Annotated in this window: 19 protein-coding genes; 9 read left to right on the forward strand and 10 right to left on the reverse strand. The window is 37.2% G+C overall.

Annotation, left to right across the window (positions count from 1 at the left end; all coding sequences use genetic code 11):
* Window positions 1–195: 195 nt before the first annotated feature.
* Window positions 196–1,137, reverse strand: a complete 942-nt coding sequence (locus tag FJR38_RS26265) for a hypothetical protein (protein WP_168540460.1) — start codon at window positions 1,135–1,137, stop codon at window positions 196–198.
* Between the two features lie 914 nt (window positions 1,138–2,051).
* On the opposite strand from FJR38_RS26265, the gene FJR38_RS26270 reads away from it, so the two are divergent.
* Window positions 2,052–2,600: a hypothetical protein gene (locus FJR38_RS26270; protein ID WP_168540462.1), complete on the forward strand. Its 549-nt coding sequence runs from the start codon at window positions 2,052–2,054 to the stop codon at window positions 2,598–2,600.
* 60 nt (window positions 2,601–2,660) lie between these two features.
* Here the strand turns inward: FJR38_RS26270 and FJR38_RS29145 are convergent, their stop codons facing one another.
* Entirely contained in the window at window positions 2,661–2,858 is a 198-nt protein-coding gene (locus FJR38_RS29145; RefSeq protein WP_323311918.1) for a ribbon-helix-helix domain-containing protein, read from the reverse strand.
* Window positions 2,859–3,023: 165 nt separating this feature from the next.
* Here FJR38_RS29145 and FJR38_RS26280 point away from each other — a divergent pair, with 165 nt between their 5' ends.
* Window positions 3,024–3,263, forward strand: coding sequence for a hypothetical protein (locus FJR38_RS26280; protein ID WP_071191987.1), 240 nt, complete (start codon window positions 3,024–3,026; stop codon window positions 3,261–3,263).
* Window positions 3,264–3,601: 338 nt separating this feature from the next.
* Here the strand turns inward: FJR38_RS26280 and FJR38_RS26285 are convergent, their stop codons facing one another.
* Window positions 3,602–3,892: an HNH endonuclease gene (locus FJR38_RS26285; RefSeq protein WP_168540466.1), complete on the reverse strand. Its 291-nt coding sequence runs from the start codon at window positions 3,890–3,892 to the stop codon at window positions 3,602–3,604.
* Between the two features lie 245 nt (window positions 3,893–4,137).
* Between FJR38_RS26285 and FJR38_RS26290 the strand changes: the two genes are divergently transcribed.
* Window positions 4,138–4,695, forward strand: a complete 558-nt coding sequence (locus FJR38_RS26290; protein WP_168540542.1) for a Uma2 family endonuclease — start codon at window positions 4,138–4,140, stop codon at window positions 4,693–4,695.
* Between the two features lie 55 nt (window positions 4,696–4,750).
* On the opposite strand, the gene FJR38_RS26295 is transcribed toward FJR38_RS26290, so the two are convergent.
* Complete coding sequence (locus tag FJR38_RS26295) at window positions 4,751–5,383, reverse strand: type I restriction enzyme HsdR N-terminal domain-containing protein (protein WP_168540468.1); 633 nt, start codon at window positions 5,381–5,383, stop codon at window positions 4,751–4,753.
* 151 nt (window positions 5,384–5,534) lie between these two features.
* On the opposite strand from FJR38_RS26295, the gene FJR38_RS26300 reads away from it, so the two are divergent.
* Complete coding sequence (locus FJR38_RS26300) at window positions 5,535–5,747, forward strand: hypothetical protein (RefSeq protein WP_168540470.1); 213 nt, start codon at window positions 5,535–5,537, stop codon at window positions 5,745–5,747.
* A gap of 125 nt (window positions 5,748–5,872) precedes the next feature.
* Here the strand turns inward: FJR38_RS26300 and FJR38_RS27615 are convergent, their stop codons facing one another.
* Window positions 5,873–6,973: a site-specific integrase gene (locus FJR38_RS27615; RefSeq protein WP_254449591.1), complete on the reverse strand. Its 1,101-nt coding sequence runs from the start codon at window positions 6,971–6,973 to the stop codon at window positions 5,873–5,875.
* A 368-nt stretch (window positions 6,974–7,341) separates the two neighbouring features.
* Here FJR38_RS27615 and FJR38_RS26310 point away from each other — a divergent pair, with 368 nt between their 5' ends.
* The 3 genes from FJR38_RS26310 to FJR38_RS26320 are packed head-to-tail and all read left to right on the forward strand — an operon-like array spanning window position 7,342 to window position 8,199.
* A complete protein-coding gene (locus tag FJR38_RS26310) occupies window positions 7,342–7,461 on the forward strand; it encodes an element excision factor XisH family protein (RefSeq protein ID WP_371418302.1) in 120 nt (39 codons plus the stop codon).
* Between the two features lie 19 nt (window positions 7,462–7,480).
* Window positions 7,481–7,876: an element excision factor XisH family protein gene (locus tag FJR38_RS26315; RefSeq protein ID WP_168540472.1), complete on the forward strand. Its 396-nt coding sequence runs from the start codon at window positions 7,481–7,483 to the stop codon at window positions 7,874–7,876.
* Window positions 7,864–8,199, forward strand: coding sequence for a XisI protein (locus FJR38_RS26320; RefSeq protein ID WP_168540474.1), 336 nt, complete (start codon window positions 7,864–7,866; stop codon window positions 8,197–8,199). The genes FJR38_RS26315 and FJR38_RS26320 overlap by 13 nt, the downstream gene beginning before the upstream one ends.
* Before the next feature lie 83 nt (window positions 8,200–8,282).
* Here the strand turns inward: FJR38_RS26320 and FJR38_RS26325 are convergent, their stop codons facing one another.
* Complete coding sequence (locus tag FJR38_RS26325; RefSeq protein ID WP_168540476.1) at window positions 8,283–8,861, reverse strand: hypothetical protein; 579 nt, start codon at window positions 8,859–8,861, stop codon at window positions 8,283–8,285.
* Between the two features lie 683 nt (window positions 8,862–9,544).
* Here FJR38_RS26325 and FJR38_RS26330 point away from each other — a divergent pair.
* Entirely contained in the window at window positions 9,545–11,212 is a 1,668-nt protein-coding gene (locus FJR38_RS26330; RefSeq protein ID WP_168540478.1) for an ATP-binding protein, read from the forward strand.
* A gap of 118 nt (window positions 11,213–11,330) precedes the next feature.
* Here the strand turns inward: FJR38_RS26330 and FJR38_RS26335 are convergent, their stop codons facing one another.
* From FJR38_RS26335 to FJR38_RS26345, 3 genes are all read right to left on the reverse strand, one after another.
* Window positions 11,331–12,416, reverse strand: a complete 1,086-nt coding sequence (locus FJR38_RS26335; RefSeq protein WP_168540480.1) for a tetratricopeptide repeat protein — start codon at window positions 12,414–12,416, stop codon at window positions 11,331–11,333.
* A 74-nt stretch (window positions 12,417–12,490) separates the two neighbouring features.
* Window positions 12,491–12,724 carry a hypothetical protein gene (locus FJR38_RS26340; RefSeq protein WP_168540482.1) on the reverse strand — a complete coding sequence of 78 codons (234 nt, stop codon included), beginning with the start codon at window positions 12,722–12,724 and terminating at the stop codon, window positions 12,491–12,493.
* Window positions 12,705–14,042, reverse strand: coding sequence for an NB-ARC domain-containing protein (locus FJR38_RS26345; protein WP_168540484.1), 1,338 nt, complete (start codon window positions 14,040–14,042; stop codon window positions 12,705–12,707). Before FJR38_RS26345 ends, FJR38_RS26340 begins: the two co-directional genes overlap by 20 nt.
* Before the next feature lie 166 nt (window positions 14,043–14,208).
* On the opposite strand from FJR38_RS26345, the gene FJR38_RS26350 reads away from it, so the two are divergent.
* On the forward strand, window positions 14,209–14,742 hold the full coding sequence (locus FJR38_RS26350; protein WP_174764135.1) for a hypothetical protein: 534 nt from the start codon (window positions 14,209–14,211) through the stop codon (window positions 14,740–14,742).
* 134 nt (window positions 14,743–14,876) lie between these two features.
* Here FJR38_RS26350 and FJR38_RS27920 read toward each other — a convergent pair.
* Window positions 14,877–15,077, reverse strand: a 201-nt coding sequence (locus FJR38_RS27920) for a hypothetical protein (RefSeq protein WP_217360067.1), incomplete at its 5' end; no start/stop codon positions are given.

Genomic DNA, 15,077 nt, shown 5'->3' on the forward strand with positions numbered 1-15,077 from the left:
TTCCATTTCGTCTATTATTCCTGCTACTATTCCCAAATGGTCTATATTTAGGATTTTCATGCCAACTTGAGACTCTTTCATGGTTTTTCCCATCTCTATTTGATTTGATTATTTTAACAAATAAAAGCCTGAAATCTTTGCTAGGCAATCTTTTCAGGCTTTTATTTATGAAAATTTTTAATTCCTAAATTTGCTTTAGTATCTGCGGAATGTGGGATACAAAGCACGTATCGGTAGATTGTATTCGTTAGCAATATCTAAAACGGTAGCACCATAAAAAGCATCATCCCGCGCTACCAAGACAATTTCATTCGCTGGTATTCCTTGATAAAGTAAACTTTTGACTTGAGTAAGTACCCCTCTAACTTCCGCTTCCATGTGAGGATAAATGTGAGCTTTTACACCGAGGGGAGGATTTGTACTTTGGAGAAAGCATTCTGTTAGTTGCTCACCCAAGGTTTGGCATTTTTCTACCCATTCTTGTATTTGCCAGCCTTGTTGTTGTAGCCAAGTAATTGCTGCTCGGTTTTCTTGCAAAAGGGGAGCATCTGGGCAGGGTAAGATGATAACGCTACCATCATCAGCGATCGCATTCAAGAAATTCAGTTGATCAACCCTTGGCTGAAAGTAACCATAAATCAGCAGTTGTTGCCGCTTAGTTACAATCCTACTCGCTTCCCAAAGAACAGATGCTGGGTCTACCATTCCTTGTAATTTTAGTAAGTCTGTGTAGGCAACCGCTAACTCAGCTAGTTGTCGTGTACGATTACTACCAACAGTAGCTAATTGTTCCAAATCTACTCCAGCACGTAAGATGGCTTGGAGCGCAGGAGTAATAGCTCGCGCAGTTCCTTCAGTATCTGATGTTGGTATAATTTCACTTACTGCTGTTCGTAACCAACGTGATGCTAGTAATCCAGAAGCAACTCGAATGCCATTCTCAATTAACCTTTGTTGCCCTAGGCTTTCCAAGCTGTAGTGTGGTACTTTTAAAGCCCTTGCCGCTTGTGGTGCTGGTGTAATTATCCTCAGATTTGGATGGGTTATTAATTTTTGTATACTTAAATTATCTGATGTGAAAATTTTACAGCATAGCTTACGGGCTTCTACTTCCGTGCTAGGAAGTAAGTGAGTCATATTAGCTCCCTCGTTTCTGATAATTGCAGATGATTAAGTTTAAAACTAATTCCAGCATTAGCTAACCCTTTTTGATCACTCTTGTATAAATTAATGAAATTGTGTAATTTCAGCTAACAAAAAATTAAGCTTTTATTCCACTTTGACGAAAGCACCCGAAGAAAGCTATTGCATTCACTACGGATGTAAAGAAATATTTCTATTTATTCAGAGATAGCTAATAGGCATAATCAAGCTGATGAAGATGTTCAGATGTCAACCTCAACTTTGCGTTAACGTTAAACACAGGTCACGTTCTCAAGCAGAACTAATTAAAGACCTTAATCCTATTATCAGGGGATGAGCTTAAGCAATTTTAACTCTTGCATAACAAGCGGGTAGGTTGGGCATACACCCTATCTGCCCAGTTATACTAAAAACGGATAAATACTAGACTTTTGCCAAGGCAAAAATCCTTGTATATCAATACTTTGAGCGATTTCAAGAGTAAAGCTCCAACCCGTTTTTAGTATATGTATTTCTGTTACCTTTCGGTCGGCAGCATTCGCTTCTTATGGCATCTCACACCCACTAAGGAATTCTGGTCGGATTACTCCTTCCTTACTAACAACATCGAGATAGCTGTTAGACCCTGTTGGGGTTACTTCGTTCCACACGTATGAGATACAACCGGGTTAGACCCTCTCTTTACTCCGGGGATTTGGTGTCCTTAACACAACGACGATTGGGCGTTGTGTCTTTCTGGTAAGCAAGCGGGGACTTACCACTTTTCCCATCACTGTCGTATCAGCCAATTTCGACAGCCTGAAATAAACGGAGCCTCAACAAGAGTTCACTTTCGTTGGTCATACCAGTTTTTCCATTGCCTCCCTCCGCTTCTTGATAAAATTCTCGATATCACAACTGATATCGCCATGAATAACAAGACCCCACCCAGCCAAATGATCCGCGTGCCTAATGTACTAATTCCTATAGTACAAAAACTCTCAAAAATTCACCGTGATGGTCACACAACAGCCTTATTGCAAGCCTTACAGGAATTGATTTCACAGTTTGATAGCAGCATGAAACTGGAAGCAAACACCGAATTACAGCAGGTGGAGCAGAAACTGGGGGAACTAGAAACGCACCTTTGCCAGCAAGACGAACAGCTGTCCACTAAACTGGAAACTATTGCCAAGCACTTAGATAAAATTGAACGGGCTATAGCTTCTGGTAGATACAGTAACTCTAGACCTCGGAGTTCAGCGTATCCATACCAGTATCAACAAGCAGTAGAAATCAACTCCTTCCCCAATGAAAATTTAGCGCAGAGATTGGGGATGACACCGCAGAGTTTAATTAATGAACGGGAAACCAAAACTGAACAGGAATTCATCACCTGGTCTAGGAATCGAGATCCTAGTGGGTTGGGCTGGAAATTTCAGGCAGAAGATGGGTTGTATTATCCAGTTCGGCAGTAGGAGGTTAGTAACTAGCTAGTATTTTACTAACAAATGCTAACAATAATTGTTCACAGGTTATTAATACTCTGTTATATCTATTTTTACTAATTCCAATAAACCCTGTCTAATCACCTGTTCAACTAACTCACTTCTAGTGATGCCTAATTTCTCGGATACCCTATCAAGTTCTGTTGAAGCAGTCTCAGTTAGCATGATCTGATACCTCTGCTTTGGTTCACCATATTTGTCTTTCTCAGCTTTTCTTGGTCTTACCACTGGCTATACACACATCAATACCTCCACACTTTACAAATTTATGGGCAATGTTATATACACACTTACACATCTACATATAAAATAAAAATAAGGCGACACCTACGCTGCACTTTGTGAATCTTGACAGGTAGGTAAATCGCCTTAACCCTTACAGGTAAATCAATCATGACACAAATCCAAAATTTTCTCGCCAGTGCTAATGACACCACAGTAGTCAAAGAACAACCCAGTAACAGAGAACCATTAAAGCATTTATTAATTGGTTCAAGGAGAACTGTTACCAGCACAATTCATTATTTACAGGTAATTGGTTATGCAGATGTTGGAGATTGGAGCGAACCTATACCCACTGGTAATGTTGGGGAGTTCATGAGTATTTTGATTAGACAAATCCTGATTAAATAACAAGAAATAACCAGTGTTGCCAACTAATTAGGAATTATTTTGACAGGAGGAGGTTAAACCCTTCTGTCAAGAAAATTTTATGGATTTCTTCCTAGTTTAACTATTTTTGATGCAGATAAATACCAGGGTTATTTCATTCTAGATTTAGGCAACGAATTTAGGTGTTTTCAGCCATTGTGAGATAGAATCCCTGAAGCATAAAATGACGCATTCTCGTAAATACATAAAATGTCAGATTTTAGAATGAAATAGCCCTGAGATAAATACAGATAAATAATTGTGTATCTTGGTTTTTCATTTCTCTTCAAGAAAATATCTACATCTCCAATGAATAAAATCTAAAATTTTGACAGATCAAATAGAGATAATTGACCAACAGAAACATTACCCTTCCCACCACGATGATAATTAAGGTGGCATCCAGAACAGACCGGGATCAGGTTCTCAACCCTGTTATCGGCAGGATTCATATTGTGGTGATGCACTTGCAGGTTATAGGCACGCGGGTTAATAATGTCATTAGGTTTTTCACCAGGACGTAAGCAAACACGACCGCATTTTTGACAAGACCAATCAGCTTTTTCTTTAATGTTTTTAGCTAATTCTTTCCAGTGCTTTGGGTACACCATGATTAAATTAAAATTTAGGATTATGATATTATTATAAAATAAACAACAACATTTTTTTGTGATTTAATTTTTAGCTTCTGCATTCAGCAATCAAGGTTCAGCTAGAAGTTAAAAAACTGAAGATTAGATGTAAATTCTTCATCAAAGAAAGAGAATTCAAGATTCAGTAGTCAGAATATCTCATCTTTGTATTGAATTTTGAGCTTAAAATGAAAATCACACCCTGGATGCAAGGAAAACTCACCATGACAGTTACTACTGCTAAATGGAGTTTAGACGACTATCATCGCATGATTGAAATTGGCCTTTTAGCTAGTCGTCAGGTTGAACTACTAAATGGAGAAATTATCAACATGGCACCGGAAGGACCAGAACACGCACAAATTAATACTGACTCTGCTGAATATTTGCGGGAATTACTCGGTTCAAAAGCATTGGTAAGAGATGCAAAACCTATTACTATTCCTGAAAGTAATTCAGAACCAGAACCAGATTTAGCAATAGTTGAACCACAGCGTGCTATTTATCGCAGTCGCCATCCTTATCCTGAAAATATATTTTGGTTAATCGAATATTCTAAAACTACCCTGAATAAAGATTTAGATGTAAAACGCAAAACCTATGCTGCTGCATCAATTCCTGAATATTGGGTAGTAGATTTAAAGAATCAACAAGTCAAAGTGTTTAGAGAGCCAATAAATGGTGATTACTCCCAAGAATTAACCTTAACTTTAGGTGAAATATCTCCGTTAGCATTTCCAGAAATTTTAATTTCTATTCAACGTTTACTAAAAGGGTTTTAATTTAATCATGTCTGTGGTATGCCTAGCGACAGACATTATCAAACATAGACGATTCCTATGTCGCGCTGAACGCTATCGCCTCCATCCCCAAACGCTTCAATACCTGTAATACACTATAAAGCTCATTATCAGGATTTACCAAAGAAAACAGCCGCGAATTAGCATATTCATGTTTCAATACCTTTAAAAATAAAAACTCATTACCATTGGTAATCATACCAAAGGTTGGTAGCACAGTTTCCTCATTACCCAACATATAAGCCAAAGCTTGAGGAATTGCGCGTGTCACCGCAAAATCACTCCGTTTTGATTCAATTACCAACAACCAAAGCCGATTTTTTAACACCAAAACATCAATCCGCCCCCGAATAATCGTTCCTTCATCCTCCATTTCTAAAGCCACACCCGTTTCTGTTTCAATCCTAAACGGTTTATGATAAAAACCAGCTAAATCTAACAAGGGCGCAAGTACCACCATCTTCACCGTATTTTCTAGCATTGGGGGATCATCCATCAATTCTAAAAAATTAGCCTTCACCCGATCTAATAAATGTTGCTCTTCTTTGTTCAAAGCCTCAAGCCCATCCAACCACTCAGGAAAAAAAGTAGCATCTTGAACGATTTGAATGCCAAAATTTTGCTTTAATTCCCGTAGCGTCACATCCTTGGCCGCAATAGATTGAACCATCTTGATATTTCTCCTGACGAAATTTTAGGCTCAAGTGTACAGAAAAAGCTATTAAGCCTGAAACCTTTGCTCCCGTATTTCTTCGGAGTTTTTTGCTAGTTATACCAAAGAGCGAATGATTTCTATTCATAAAAAAAGAATTAACAAAGCCATGCCCAAAGAAATATTTCCATCAACCTATGAGTGCGACTGTGGGTATCTGTGTTATTTCTTTGAAAATACAATCAACGAAATGAAGCTGATGAGTGAAAAGAAAAAGACTTTTCTTCGAGACTCTGAAGAGCCAGCACATACTATTGTATTTGATAAAGGACAAATGGTGAATATTGTTTGCCCCAAACGAAATCACAAGGGAACTGGGTAAGTTTAACAGAGCGGAAGTTCAGTTGACACATCAGAAATGTGACCCATGGCGCACAAAATCAACAAGTAGGTTTTTGTTGACTGTAATTAAACCCACTAAATGTGATCCATGGATCACATTTCTTCTCAAAACCTCGGCAACACAGTCCCCGTTCCCGCATCCTTTTTAGAACGAACATAGGTCTTAGTCGTATCACTCTTACTATGCCCCAACTGGTCTTGCACCTCAAACAGTGATTTACTATCCACCGCCCGCGACGCGTGGGAATGGCGCAACCAGTGGCAAGAAAACTTCACCTTCGCCACCTCAGATATATCCTGAATCAACCTTTTAATTGCTCGGTCACTCAACGGCAAACCCCGTTTTTTCGGGTCAGGTGACAGATTCGGAAACACTGGCATCTTTTCACCTGCCATCCCCCGGTACTTCTTAAAGATCAGCGAAGTCTGGTGGTCCAAACCTATCTCCCGATACTTCCCCCCCTTGCCCCGAAACTTAATTGTGTAATATCCCCTATACCTATCTGACGGTATTGGGTCGGGTTGCCATTTAAAGTTGTGCCAATATAAACCCGGATAATCTTCCTTGGGTTGACCCGGTTTATCACCAGGAACCGTCACCCGACCAACTTCACCCACCCGCATCCCACTATAAAAAAGCAAAGAGAAAACTAGCCAGTGCTGCTCCCCCAATCGCTGGGCAACATCAGCCAACTGCGCCATCTCCCAATCTTCTAAATAACGCTCTGCCTTCGGTAAGTCACTGAAATTATCGTAATTTATCGTACTGGCAATATTCCGTAAAAAATAGCCAACATTCTCTCCATGCCCATAACTCCAGAGCGATCGCAACATCAAAACCTGGTTAGATTTAGTATAAGGGGAAACCTCACCCCAACTAGCAATAAATTCCAGTAACTTTGGTGGCTGGACTAATCTCAAATCCCGTACACCTTGTTTTTCCAACCAAGCGAGCAATTTTTGACCAAAGCGATAGTATTTTCGCTTAGTTTGTTCCCGGTTCTGTGACCCTGCCCAAGCCAAAATCAACTCCTCATCATTTGCTACAGCAGGTGTGCGGTAATAATATTGACGAATCACCTCCTCTACTAATTCGGCGGTCACAGATGCAGAAGTATCACGAGATACAACTTTACTGGAGGAGGGAGGGAGAATTTCTACGGGGCTAACCTCAACATTGGTGATATCCATCTGGGAAATAACCATCACATAACAATTAACATCTAGCTTCCTGGAAGGGAGCTTTCAGGAAGCTTTTTTTATATTCTACCCTCCCGTAGATGTGCAGGGAACTTCATGGGAATATTTGGTTAACGCACCAGATGGCTTTTGGTGCGTGCGGTTACAGTCAAAAGAGGCAGAGTCTTGCTCCCCCTGCCCCAGTTCAAGCGTCCTGGAGGCGCTTCTCTACGAGACGCTCCACGCAACAGGAGAACGGCTTGCTCCCTTTCCCTCTGCTTCTTCTAGTGATCACAGTGATTGCATAGTTGGTTTACGCCCGCCGTGTGATGGGGCGAAGCGCACTCTTTATTTCAATTGTTCTATAATTGCAAGTAAATTAGAGAAAGATAACGATGGCAGCTAAAGATAAATTTCATGCTGTGGTTAGAATTGCTTTGGAAAAGGAGCAGTGGCAGATAACCGATGATCCCCTGCGACTGGAAGTAGGCGGAACAAAGGAAAGAGTAGGTTAACAGAAAAAATTAAAGGTATGTGAAGAAAAGCACAGCAAGCTCAAACTCTTTCCCCCTGCGCCCTGCCCCCTGCTCCCCTGCCTTATCCCAACGACAATTTTTAACGATCACGTACTTAGGTGCCCAGCAACTATTAGCAGCAGAGCGAGACCAAGAAAAAATTGCAGTTGAGATTAAAACTTTTTTGAGTGATTCACCACTGACCGATTACCATGCTGCGTTAGGACAGTTTTTGAATTATCGGCTGGCCTTAGAAATCAGTGATCCAACTCGTATTCTCTATTTAGCTGTGCCTGTGGTTACTTATGAAACTTTTTTTAAGCGGGAATTTGCACAAATTTCATTAGAAAGATATCAAATTAAACAAATCATTTATGACCCGATTGAAGAGGTAATTCTACAATGGATACCGTAGAGTCTTATCGCCATATAATTCAGTCGTTGTTGACAGATTACGCTGCTATCCCCATCGCTAATGGGTCGATAGATTGCTACACTGTTTTTGATCTCAAACAAGACCATTACCAGGTCATGAATGTGGGATGGGATGGCCATCGGCGGGTATATGGTTGTGTTTTACATTTGGATATTAAGCAGGGAAAGATTTGGATTGAGCAAAATATGACGGAAATGAGAGTAGCCCAAGAACTTGTGGATCTGGGGGTGGCAAAGGAAGATATTGTGTTAGGGTTTCAAGCTCCGGAAATGCGGCAATATACGGATTATGCGGTTGTATAATTTATTGGAGTTTGGCGATTCCTATGGTGTGCTGAGTACAAGGAAAATTGCATTTTATGGAAATAACGATAGCTTTGCTATGTTTATGGCGTAGTTGACAAGTAGCCTTGGCGATACTTCTTTTTTTTCAACGAAGTTGCTTCTCTCTTTGACCATTGCTTAACAGGAGTCAGTTGTGGAACATCTGTAAACTGGTAACTCAATGATTCATTTCCACTTAACTTTGCTACTACATTAGCAATAAAGCGACAACAGCGTTGTGGCTGACTAACTACTTGTTCTTCTGCGAACCTAATTATCACCCATCCAGCATCCACAAAACACTTATTCCTATAATCATCATCACCAATAAAATGTGTTGGTTCTCCTGTAGAAAAACAATGGCTTTCATCCACTTCAATATCAAGATATAGCTCAGTAGTTGGCTCTACAATTACAAAATCTGCGGTGTAAGGGCGGTCATGACCATTTGGTAGCATTTCTTGTTGGGAATGCACCCAATCACCAAAATAATATTTTAGCACTTGTCCAAACCGTTCTTCAGCAGCACCTACAGTCACACTACCACTCCCATTTGGTTTAATACAAGGAGAGAGATTTTTAGGATCAGCGAAGGTGGGAATTAAAATAATAGGATAAACCAGAACTAATTTAGTCGCCATTGTTGCGTATAAGTAACAACACTTCCAATACCTTTTGATTAAGCAATACCTTGTCCAAATCGAAAAAAGTCTTGATTCGTAGGTTGCTTTAAAGCATGAAACCCAACAAATGCGTCGGGTTGCGCTGTCGCTTAACCCAACCTACAAACAATGGACAAGGTATTGATTAAGGGGGAAAAGTTATAATTCCTTTCCGCCGCAGACAAACTAAATTGTGGACTAATCAGAAAAGTATTGATTATACTCCTATTTTAAAGACACTCTTCTTATTCTAAATCTGTAACTTAATCTATTTTTATTTACATTCTGCATCTATCATTTGATAGAAAGAAATTACATAGTTTAATCCTAGCTAAAACCTCAAATCATCATTAGAATTTGGCTATACAAATCAGATTTAAATCTTGTTACAGCAGAAGGCAAGAGGTGAAACACCGTTGCTGCTTGAGTTTTGGCTCTCAGTTTGTACCTCCTAACTACGCTGTAGGTATGCTTAAACTCTCATCAATGTCAGCCAAATTTTTGGCTAATCTGGATTTTCAAAGATTCAATAATCATACAGAATTGGTATAAATCTAGTACAGCACAAGTGAACTTCAGATAACTGAAAAGCTCAATGCCGTATTCATTTTGACTTTCGCACTGCGGTACTAATCCTATAAAAAGCTTGTGGATATAATAATATGGTATCCTTATTCTTAGCAAAACTGACTAACTTCATCACCACAGGAGAGCCTGTGATTATTTGTGAATCTCCTGTACAAGAAAGATATCGAATGCTCCGCTCTCTTTGCCAGTATTGCTCAAAAATAGGCATTAAGTGCTATCTATGGAATTTAGGACAAGAGATAATTAAGGAAATTGAATGCTTTGATAATGTGCATCTAACTTTTGAAGATTTTGATGAATATACTCCGAAACCAATAAAAGAAGTAAAAGACCAATTTAGTATTTTTAAATTTTGGGAATGTTTTCAGGGCGAAGGAGTATTAATCATCGAGAATCTATACCCTTGGATTAGTGCTAATGTAGCCCAAGAAACGCAGTTTTTCTTGATATCTGAATGGGTGAAATCAAAGTTGCTCAATCTTTCCTTCTCCCAATCTACTGTTGGTAAAATCAAATGCGCTATTCTTTTAGGTTCTCAAGCTAACTTACACCCAGAAATTGCTGCTCAAATCCCTGTAGTTACTCAAGAATTACCTGATATCTCAGAAATTACTGCAAGTCTTAATGAGGAAGCAGAGGGAATTTTACCATCCAATTTGAGCGAAATTGACAAAATTATAATTGTCCGTAGTGGGATTGGACTATACATTTCCGATTTAATTAAAGGGCTAAAATCAATTCATTCTCATGATAAAAGTGCAGAAGCAATAGCCCAAGAACTACTCCAATATAAAATCAATTTGCTTAACAGACTTTATGAAATTGAGTTTATTCCTACTCCCCAAGTTCCCTTGGGAGGATTAGATTTGATGCAGGAGGCTTTTAAGAAATTTAAAAGATTATTTAGTCCCCTCGCCAAAGCCTACAAACTCAGAGTTCCTAAAGGTATAATGCTGGTAGGTCCACCAGGTACGGGTAAATCTCATTCTGCTAAAGTATGCTCCCAAATTTTAAGTGTTCCCTTGATTTTAGTAGATTGGGGTAATTTGAGAAGCTATGGTAATGAAGCAGAAAGAAGACTGAAACAATTACTAAATTTAGTAGACTGTTTGAATGAAGTTGTTATTTATTTTGATGACTTTGATAAGGGATTTGCTGGAGATGATGATATAGCTAGAAGGTTAGCAGGACAGTTACTCACTTGGATGCAAGAACGTACCAGTGATGTTATTGTAATCGCCAGTGTCAACCGCTTGGAATGGCTACCACCAGAATTAACTAGGGCAGGAAGATTTGACTATATTTATAAAGTAGACTTGCCTAATTATGGAGAAAGACACAGTATTTTTAAACTTCACTGTGCTAGATTTGATGATAGATTTAGTGGTGATGTTTCTGGTAAAATTGACCCTTACAGTCAAGAGGAATGGCGACGAATACTCAAAGAAACTAATCGTTGTGTAGGTGCAGAAATCCAAACTATTGTGGAGAGGGCTGCGGCTACTACTTTCTGTCAAATGTTTCCAGAAGATGTACCTGTTCCTAGCAATGGTAAATTACCACCATTGGAAATTTCTGTGGCAACGCTGTTAGCAGAACGGCAGCAAATTAATCCGTTAGCTATTAGAGAAGCAGATAAGGTGGAAAGTATGAGGAATAAAGCTGAACTTCAGGGGTTGCCGTCTTCGACCATAGATACATCTGAGTATGCAATTGGTAATGTTGATATATTTGGTGGTTGAGTACTGGGAATAAAGCTGTTAATTATAGCTCTTCCATATGTATTATGCTAAAATCATTCAATTAAATCCCAAAATGCTAACGAATACTGAAAATACGCTTTATTTAAGGTAATTATTCCTATTTTCGTCTCCATTTCAATAATCTGGAAAAGCGGTGTATTTGACGAAAATATTCTTTTGCTAAAATTAAAATACCAGCCCACTTTAACCTTTGCATTAGTTTAATCCATTCCGTGAATGAAGCTGACTTTTTATAATGAATCAAAATAAGATGGGTAGCAGCATCTGTTATAGTTCTATTAGAATTTAAAAGTTCTCCTTCTACTAGTAATTCTAAGAACGCTGATATTGCCGCAGACCATTTTTTAGAATATTCATATAACCTCGCTCTATTTGCAAGGACATTAAGAAGTTTTGTTTTAGAATAATCTAGCTGAAGATAGGCATTTTTTGCATCTTCTAGATATTTTTCACCAGCTTCAAAGTTAGGAGATGAACCTTTACTATATGCAGCACTTGCTAGAATATAAATATTTCCTTCAATTTCAGGAAAAGATAATTGAATTGCTCCTATTCCTGATTCTTTTGCTTGATTAAGTTGTCGAATAGAGTCTTCTAGGTAATTTTGAGAAATTTCAAAATTACCTCTTTTATATTCTAACCAACCTATTCCATATAATGTTAGAGCCAGAAAATACAAATTATTATTGTCTTTACATAATTGTTTTGCTTCTAAGAATACTTTTTCTGATTCTGGAAATTTATTAATGTTTAAATAGGCAATTCCCAAACTATAAAGAATACGTCCCAAATCAAAATAATTTTCTATATTTCGTAAAATTAATTCTGATTCTTGATAACAATCAATTGCTAGTTTACTGTTATTAAATCTATCGTAACAACTGCCTAAATTAACTAATGTATGTGCTTGTAAATAGAGATATTTTCGGGTTTTAAATGAATTTAATGCTTGGAGAAGATGCCATTCTGCTTCTTGAGAATCACTACAGTAGCGTTGTTGAGAAATTCCTATACCTAAATGATTACACGCTAAAAACATTTCATCTTGAAATTTCTCACTTTCTTGAATTCCTAATTCATGATAAGTAATAGATTCTTTTAGTTGTCCCATCTCTTCTAAATAGCGTCCTAAATAATAGTAGAGCCAAGGTGAATCTGAACTTATTTCTAAGGAAACTTCCACTTTTAACCATTCGCCTAAAGACCGCCAATCTTGAGTTAATTCACAGTAATAAAATATTTCCTTGCAATAACTCCTTAGATTTTTTCTCCTATTTTTTCGTTAACGTCAGAGAGCATTTGTTCAAAAACCTCTCTTAATTGCACAATGATTTCTGTTATTGATTCAGAGTTTTTACTTTGATTACTAAATAATTTATCATTTAGAGTTTGAGCTTTTATTAACCACTTTTGACTCCAAAAACCTTCATTAGATTGCCATAAATCTAGATATTTATAATTCATATCACCTTTATTTTGTAAATTGTTCATATTTTTCTCTTAATGTATATCGAAAATAACGGGATGTAAAAGAATGTAAAGATACCTGTTTACTTAAACCAGGAGTTAAATCTACTAAAGATAATTTGGCTAAGATTTGTAATGATTCATCTACATCCTCTTTGGATAATTCATCTTCATAAAGTAGTCGTCTAGGTATAGGTTGGTTACGATCTGCAAGACGAATCAATAAACTTTGGGCATTAAAAGCATTTATACTACAAAGTTCTTGCCAGCTATCTTCAAAAAGATAATCATAAAGTGCTTGTTCTTCTGATACGGTTTCAAAACGTTCAACAATACGATCTAAATCTAGATTTTTTAATTGACTTACTAATAACTTCATTGCCAAAGGCATTCCATCTGTAATATTTAAAATTGTTTCTAATTCAGTTTCTGTAGCTTGAAAAATAGGATTTTGACTAGGAGGGTATTTTTCTTCTGCAATTATTTTAATAAATTCACGAGATACATCACGATTGAATTTACCAAGTCTATATTCAAAAATATCGCTTTCAGTTCCTTTCCTACTAGTTATAATCAAGGTACTTTGACCTAATAAACTACGTAATTCATTTGCTAATTGCTTAGGAGTTTTCGTATCTTCTAATCCATCAATAACTATGAGAGTTTTTGTTTGATTTAAAATTTTAGTAATTTCTGTTTTACAGTGACCTATATCTTGCAATATATAATGAGGTAATTTAAGCTCACTACCCAAACCTTTAATAGCATCTTCTAGTGTTAAGCGATAATCTCTGAAGCTGGAATTAGTTTGCTTTTCTTCAATATGATATTGATATACTTTTGCTCTAATCCAAGCAATTTTGGTAAATAATTTAGCTTGATAAGCTTGGGATACTAATTGATGGCATAGTGCGGTTTTACCTAAACCACCAATACCCAGTATCCCAATTATCCCTAAAACTTTATTTTTTTTGTCAGATTCTAGGTATTTTAAGAGTTCTTCTATTTCCAGATTGCGTCCTACAAATTGACGATAAGTTTTTTCTTTTTGCCAAGTTTCTACGCCATTGTCAATATCAGGGGAGAAGTCATTATCAGCATTAGGTGGGCTTATAGGATTTTCATCCACAAGTTTTTCCCAATCATCAATGCCAACAGCTTGACAAAGAGCAATAAAAGCCTGTTGTTGTATAGCTATTCCTGCTCTAAAACGCTTAAGAGTAGCTTTTGAACTGTGGGCTGCGTCATACCAGACAGTCGCATCAGCATCCCAATCTTTCTTACATCGGGCTAATTCAACTTGTTTTAATCCTTCTTGAGAAAGTCTTAGAGAAGCTGCCATAGAAAATTTATTTTTTTAGTTCAGTTTTAGTTCAGTTTTAGCTCACTTTTATTTTAAGTTACAAGGTGAGCTAGAAATGCTGTTATTTCAAAGAGTCAAGGATTTTATTGTAGAGGTGAAGCGCAGTTGGCCAACGAGCTTCTGGCAATTTACATAATTTTGACCTATGAATACCAGAACACTCGCTTTATCTCCCGAAGGACTACATTTCTTACAAAAGCTCAAACAGCTTGATTTAGGTGCGATCGCCTATAAACTCATTTGTGCAGAGGAAGGTAAGGGTTGGACAAAACAACAAACGACTCAGGCACTGCTACGCTATATGATGTTTTTGTTTTTGCTTAACCTTTATCCTAACCAGAATATCATACCTACAACTGAGATTGATCAGGTATGGCATCATCATATTTTGGTTGATGTTAACAAATATATCAAAGACTGTGAAATGCTTTTTGGACGTTTAATTAATCATTCTTCTTATCCTCAATCAGAAAATGATATTAACACTTGGCAAGTTAATCTTGATAAGACTCAGGAGTTATTTCAAAAGCACTTCGAGCTAGAACTTTTTGCAGAAGTGCAAGAAAATAAACCTGGTACTTGTCAACCTCATTCTAATTATCAACCTCTTGAAAGTAAGAAAAATAAAAAAAGTCTTGATTTCAAAATTCCTGCAATTGACGACTATCTAACAACTTAAGTGGAAGAATCGAGAACTTAATACTAATTAAAAAATATAAGGAAGTTTTGAAATAAAACTTCCTTTTTTTATTGTTTTTCTACATTAAAAACTCTTGTTTAGTAGTTTCCATTGCACCATTAATTCCTAGCTTTTTAAAATATTCTATGGCTTGATAAGCAAAATTTTTTAGATAAATCAATATTACCTCTGGCTTTTTCTAAAAAGGCTAAAGATTGATAGCAAAAGGCAATTGTTACCTGATCCTTATTACCTTGAGCTATAATTAAATTTTGATTTAATTTTTGTTCAGCAAAATCAAAATCTTTTAGTTTAATAGCTACATCACATAATCG

Origin of the sequence: Anabaena sp. UHCC 0253, assembly GCF_009712085.1 — a bacterium.
Classification (GTDB): domain Bacteria; phylum Cyanobacteriota; class Cyanobacteriia; order Cyanobacteriales; family Nostocaceae; genus Dolichospermum.